The following is a 5,542-nucleotide window of genomic DNA, read 5'->3' on the forward strand; positions in this document are numbered from 1 at the left end:
TATACGTAAAATATTTTTTCTACAAAATTCGGCGAGTTTCTAGAGATGCCCTATAAGCAAAGGAAAGGCGATTTGTTCATTGGCGGTATGTTCTGGGACGGAAGAGCTACCGGTTGGGAATTAGGTGACCCACTCGCCGAACAAGCTCGCGGACCTTTTCTCAATCCAGTGGAACAGAATATCGCCAGCAAGGCAGTTGTGATTAACAAGATTCGTTATGAGTCCAGCTATGCGAACTTGTTTGAAACGGTTTACGGGTCCAACGTTTGGGACAGTATAGATGTAGCTTACAACAAGGTAGCAGATGCCATCGCAGCATACGAGCGCTCATCCGAAGTAAATCCGTTTACCTCTAAGTTTGATTATTACTTGCAAGGAAAAGTAAAATTGACCAAGCAGGAAAAAGATGGAATGCGATATTTCAACACATACGGGAAATGCGCAAAATGTCACATCAGTAAACCGTACGATAAAAATACACCACCGCTGTTCACCGATTTTAGTTACGATAATTTAGGACTACCAAAGAATCCGGATAATCCGTTTTATACTCAGCCTCCAGACATAAATCCGGACGGCGCTGCTTGGATCGATAAAGGGCTTGGCGGATTTTTAGAAACAGTCCCGCAGTATTCACAGTATGCTGCTGAGAATTACGGAAAGCATAAAGTCCCTACACTACGGAATGTTGATAAAAGACCTTACGAAGGATTTGTAAAAGCTTATGGACATAATGGATTTTTTAAGAGTTTAAAAGATATCGTACATTTCTATAATACTCGTGATGTTAAGGCAACTTGGCCCCCACCGGAAGTACCTATGAATGTGAATACTGCTGAATTAGGAAATCTTCGTCTAACATCCGAAGACGAGGATGCGATTGTTGCATTCTTGAAAACGCTTAGTGATGGTTATATACTTCCAGGTTCCATCAATAAACCTTCTTTGGTCTCTGAATCACAATCTAATTCTGCTCTGCTATCTAACACGCCAAATCCATTTAATCCGAGTACTCTGATTCAATATGAGCTGGCAGCTACTCACTATGTCACTCTGAAGATATGCAATACTTTAGGACAAGAGATAATGACACTTGTGAACGAGCAACAGGAGGCAGGTCTCTATAATTCAAGATTCGATGCAAACAATTTGCCAAGCGGTGTATATTTCTACAGACTAGAAGCAAGGAATATTACTGATGCGAGTAAGAGTTTTACTCAGACAAAAAAGATGCTGTTGATAAAATAGTATCAGGTGATACTAGGTTGATTGATTTAGAGCAAACATAATTTACAAAACCTAAGAGTCAGGCGGTATCAGATCAAGGTACTGCCTGATTGTCTTTGATTTCATCTGGGACCAACCCTCGTTTTCGTTAACGTAAATTAATGCCGCCTAACTTCTACGATAACTCAATATCACATCATTGTCTCTAATTATTCGAGTTCCCAGAGCTACCACACCCATTCCACATTTGCTGAGCTTCTCAAGAATCTTATAATGTGATATTATTTGATCTACCATTTTTACTGAAGAAATATCAGTAAAATGTAGGAATAACTTAGTGAAGTATCGAGATCGTGTTTTGACTCATCCAATTTGAATTTCCAATACAGCTTTCGTATCTTGATAGCATAACTATCGAGACATTAAATGGTAAAAACGATTCGGGTAAATCTTCAAAGTTCAGGTGATAATTCTTACGATATCATTGTTGGTATCACCCTTGCAGCCATTGCAAGCGAATTTGCAAGATGGAAATATTTCTCAAAATATTTCATCATAACCGACTCAAACGTCAAACGATTCTATGGTGATGATTTTCTTAAAACACTTCGGTCAAACAAAATCGAGGCGCATCTCCTTTCTGTCCCAGCAGGCGAAAAAAGCAAAACCAGAAAAACCAAAGAACAACTTGAAGATAAACTCCTCAAACTCAAAGCAGACCGAAACGCTCTTATTATTGCTCTTGGTGGCGGAGTGATTGGCGATCTTGCCGGTTTTGCCGCGGCAATCCCTGCGTTTTCATATTCTGTTAGCTGAAGAAGCGCTTCCTTATTGCCATCGTTGAATATCTGGAAATACTTTTCCGCAAGTTCAGGATTTTCAGTTCGGACGTCCTTACCTTGTTTCTCCAACTCAAGAATTTGGCTCAAGACTATTTTGCCATCTTCTAACTTCGATGTATATTCATCAACCGCTTCCTGCGACTTAGCTATCTCATTTCTCAATGTGAATTCCGTGGGTTTACCAAGCGCATCAAGTTTTCTTTGCAGCTCGTCTAATTCTTTAGTTTGCCCGGCTTCAACTTTGAGGTTTTTAATTCTATCCTTCAATACTTGGATCTCGTCCGATGCAGACCTTGTAGTTTGTTTTGCTTTCTTCATAGTACCAGCCCATGCACCAAACATCCCGATTCCGGTAACAATAGCACCTATTATCAACGGCAGTCCACCCATAGAGGTATTCAGTAATGCAAAAGCACCGGCGAGCGCAACCACACCGAGAGTTAGTGCATGAACAAAAGGAGGTGCGTCAATAATTAATTTTATCAAAGAAGACAAGGCTTTTAAAAGTGGAGCCAGAACGTTAGTGAGTATTTCGCCCCATTTTTCTTTTAAGTCGCCCCAGATTTCGCTGAACTTTTTAACAGAACCATAGCCGGTATTTCCAACAGCTTCTGCCTGCCCGCCAACTGCTTTTGTTAATTGCTCGATAATCGAGATGGCGCCTCGTTGTTTAATATCTATTTCGTCCAATCCTTTTATATAACGTTTAAGCATACCGGCATTACCCGAAAAAGCGTCAGCCATTATACGAGCGGCGCCGTCCATATTCGTTCCCATAACGGTGGCTAAGTCTTGTGAGAGAGCCGTTGCCTTTTTAAGTTGTTCGCCTTGTAATCCCATAGCGGTGAGCTGCGCCATAGTCTGGATAGTTGCATCGTCGTTAAAACCGGTAAGATTTTGTAGCTCAGACGCGTAAGCCTGCATATCCGTTAGTGTGGATTGAGTGAACAGTCCTTGTTGCTTTAATGCTTGTGTGAGTGATGCTATTGCTTTTTCGGACTCGTTGTATGCGGAGATATATTCGCCGAAGGTAGCTTTTAAACCCCTAAAAACCGCAAACGCACTTGCGGCGCGGGCTGCGATATTCACGAAAGCGCCGGTTAAAGCGTCAGCAGGTTGCTTGACATTTGTTAATTCTTTACCTAAATTATTAACAGAGCCTTCAACTTGTTGAATAGCTTTAATAGCCCCCGAAGGGTCTATAACTAATTTTAATATGACATCTTTATCCGACATAGCACCGTATTTTAAAAAATATTACACAATTTATACCCTCTGTTATGCTGCAATTGCGTTGATGTTATTCGCATATACACCTACCCCGGAAACACTTTCAATTTTAATTCTTTCTTTTGTGTGTTTGGGCTTTTGCCTGTTGCCATTCGTCTTGGTTTTATCATTTATCGATTTTGCATTCTCGAGACCGACTCAGCCCGAACAAGAGCAATCAAAACAACCTCGCTCCACTTAGCATCATTAAATAATTTTAGAAACTCTGAAGCGATTCCCCCTGAAGCAGCGAACACAAATTTTTCAATCCAACAAGGGTCTTCGTTTTCCATTTCGTCTCCTTCGATGCCATATCTGTCGAATAATTCACCGGTTATCTTTAGTTCGTTTTTAATTGAGAAAAAAAATCAGTAGCAATAGTTAACATAATCCGGCTGTCAACATTATCCCAATCAAAACCGCTGTGCGGTTGGAGGCAGGCATTCATCATTTGTCCGGCTTTTTCAGGTGTGGTTACGGATGCGAGGAGCTTAATTGCAAATTCTTGATGCCTGGCTTCATTGCCAATAACCGTAAGGTCTTCAATACCGGCGATAAGTAAAAACTTTTGCAACCTGTTGGGGACAGGAGGTGCAAGCTGCACCTCCTTATCTCCGATTGTATATTTATTTTGTTCGCTCATAGTTCGACTTCGCTCACTACTAAGTGAGTGTTATTTTACCCAACTTACTACAGCAGCTAAGTAAACATCGGACGGCTTCGACGCCATCACGCTTCCTGCAAGCTTACAAACTATAGCATCGGTTCCGGAATATGGCCCTTCGAGTCCATAAGATATATTCAAGCCTAAAAGTTTAATCGCAGCCGTATCGGCGGTGACTTTTGGGCGGAGTATAACATCGCATACTTTATTTAGAAGCGTTTCTAAAATTGTTAGTTTCGCGGCGTCGGTTTCCATACCTTCAGCATCGAACTTGAGAGTAACGCCGGTTAATACTTTCTCGCCGGTATGGATCTGGATTTCGTGCAGCTCTGTGCTGATTTTAGCGCTGCCCATTTTTAAGCTGCCTATATCCGTCCAATCTGTGCCAGCAATATGTGGAACGGGTGTGTTTGGGTCGGTTCGGGCAGCTACGTAAACGTGGCATGCTTTAGCAAAAATTTTTGATTTATCTATTGCCATAATGGCTCTCCTTAATATGTTTTAATTAATTTCCAAGATGCAGCATTTCCGCCGTCGGTTAATTTTTTAAGTGCAGTTTCTAATGCGGAGTTAATTGTGTTTGCTTGGACTTCGATAGTTTTTATTTCCTGTTTGTTATCAACAATTATTTCGAAATCGAAATAAAACGACTTTGCGTTGTTCGACTTTAATTTATCGGTTTCGTTTTTTTTAGGTTCCATAGTTTATAATCCGAGAAACAAATTTCTTTCAGCCGTGCGGCGGTTTGTTAAGCCGAGTGATTCTTTTTTGCCGACTTTATTCCACACCAAAAACTGGTCGGCTGCGTCGTAATATCTTGGGCTATTAATAAATTTAAGCAAAGTAGAGCGTTTGAAATTACCGACACCAACATTAAAACAAAAACAGACTATGGCATCGAATTGATTTTGAGTAATAGGGGATTTTATTAATTTAAGGAGAGCTTCCTCGAAATATTTTAAATCCTCTTTCAGTAAATCGTCCGCCTCCTTAACTTGAATCTTCATACCTGGCTTCGTAGTTTTGGTGTGTCCATAACCAATTGTAAGGACGTTACCCGGGCATTTATAAGGGACTAATGAGAGTCCCTCAAACTTTTTGATTAGCTCTATGCCGGCAGGAGAGGTTTTCACTGTTGCGACTCGTCTCCTATTGGGTATTTTGTAATCAGCCGAAGAATGATGTTAAGTCCGTTGACTATTATAAGTAATGTCCCAGCTGGTAATACATTCATGTCGAGGAGCGAGTTAGCCAACTCGAGTAATAAACTTATAATGTTCACCCATATAATTTTCGATTGATACCATTTTTTTTTCATAATTACCTCTTTAGTAAATGAATTATAAAGTTAATAGTTCCGCTAAAAACGATAGCTGAGATCGCCCCCCAGATGGTAGCTTTTGTTTTTAGTGTAGCAATTTCGATTCGAATTTTCTTGAGCTCATTTTGGATACCGTCAAGTCCTTTATCGAAGCGTTCCAATTCTTTTGGGTCTTCGCGTACTCGAGTGGGTCATTTTATATCTCCTTGAGCATGCAAG

At 40.6% G+C, this 5,542-nt stretch carries 9 protein-coding genes; 1 reads left to right on the forward strand and 8 read right to left on the reverse strand.

Translation table 11 applies throughout. The features are described 5' to 3' along the window. Window positions 1-45 precede the first annotated feature (45 nt). Window positions 46-1,248 carry a cytochrome c peroxidase gene (locus QME58_13865; GenBank protein ID MDI6804901.1) on the forward strand — a complete coding sequence of 401 codons (1,203 nt, stop codon included), beginning with the start codon at window positions 46-48 and terminating at the stop codon, window positions 1,246-1,248. 560 nt (window positions 1,249-1,808) lie between these two features. On the opposite strand, the gene QME58_13870 is transcribed toward QME58_13865, so the two are convergent. From QME58_13870 to QME58_13905, 8 genes are all read right to left on the reverse strand, one after another. Further along, complete coding sequence (locus QME58_13870) at window positions 1,809-3,305, reverse strand: hypothetical protein (protein ID MDI6804902.1); 1,497 nt, start codon at window positions 3,303-3,305, stop codon at window positions 1,809-1,811. Window positions 3,306-3,469: 164 nt separating this feature from the next. Beyond that, a complete protein-coding gene (locus QME58_13875) occupies window positions 3,470-3,631 on the reverse strand; it encodes a hypothetical protein (GenBank protein MDI6804903.1) in 162 nt (53 codons plus the stop codon). 47 nt (window positions 3,632-3,678) lie between these two features. After that, entirely contained in the window at window positions 3,679-3,981 is a 303-nt protein-coding gene (locus QME58_13880; protein ID MDI6804904.1) for a hypothetical protein, read from the reverse strand. 30 nt (window positions 3,982-4,011) lie between these two features. Then, window positions 4,012-4,482, reverse strand: a complete 471-nt coding sequence (locus QME58_13885; protein ID MDI6804905.1) for a hypothetical protein — start codon at window positions 4,480-4,482, stop codon at window positions 4,012-4,014. 11 nt (window positions 4,483-4,493) lie between these two features. After that, window positions 4,494-4,703 carry a hypothetical protein gene (locus tag QME58_13890; GenBank protein MDI6804906.1) on the reverse strand — a complete coding sequence of 70 codons (210 nt, stop codon included), beginning with the start codon at window positions 4,701-4,703 and terminating at the stop codon, window positions 4,494-4,496. Window positions 4,704-4,706: 3 nt separating this feature from the next. Continuing rightward, a complete protein-coding gene (locus QME58_13895) occupies window positions 4,707-5,135 on the reverse strand; it encodes a lysozyme (protein MDI6804907.1) in 429 nt (142 codons plus the stop codon). Further along, window positions 5,132-5,320, reverse strand: a complete 189-nt coding sequence (locus tag QME58_13900; protein MDI6804908.1) for a hypothetical protein — start codon at window positions 5,318-5,320, stop codon at window positions 5,132-5,134. Before QME58_13900 ends, QME58_13895 begins: the two co-directional genes overlap by 4 nt. 2 nt (window positions 5,321-5,322) lie before the next feature. Further along, window positions 5,323-5,484, reverse strand: a complete 162-nt coding sequence (locus QME58_13905) for a hypothetical protein (GenBank protein ID MDI6804909.1) — start codon at window positions 5,482-5,484, stop codon at window positions 5,323-5,325. Window positions 5,485-5,542: the final 58 nt, after the last annotated feature.

This window comes from Bacteroidota bacterium (genome assembly GCA_030017895.1).
In the GTDB taxonomy this organism is placed as follows: Bacteria; Bacteroidota; Ignavibacteria; order UBA10030; family BY39; genus JASEGV01.

Coding starts and splice junctions, on each gene's coding strand:
- QME58_13890 (MDI6804906.1), bottom strand. CDS start 4,703: ATGGAACCTAAAAAAAACGAAACCGATAAATTAAAGTCGAACAACGCA.
- QME58_13900 (MDI6804908.1), bottom strand. CDS start 5,320: ATGAAAAAAAAATGGTATCAATCGAAAATTATATGGGTGAACATTATA.
- QME58_13870 (MDI6804902.1), bottom strand. CDS start 3,305: ATGTCGGATAAAGATGTCATATTAAAATTAGTTATAGACCCTTCGGGG.
- QME58_13885 (MDI6804905.1), bottom strand. CDS start 4,482: ATGGCAATAGATAAATCAAAAATTTTTGCTAAAGCATGCCACGTTTAC.
- QME58_13875 (MDI6804903.1), bottom strand. CDS start 3,631: ATGGAAAACGAAGACCCTTGTTGGATTGAAAAATTTGTGTTCGCTGCT.
- QME58_13865 (MDI6804901.1), top strand. CDS start 46: ATGCCCTATAAGCAAAGGAAAGGCGATTTGTTCATTGGCGGTATGTTC.
- QME58_13880 (MDI6804904.1), bottom strand. CDS start 3,981: ATGAGCGAACAAAATAAATATACAATCGGAGATAAGGAGGTGCAGCTT.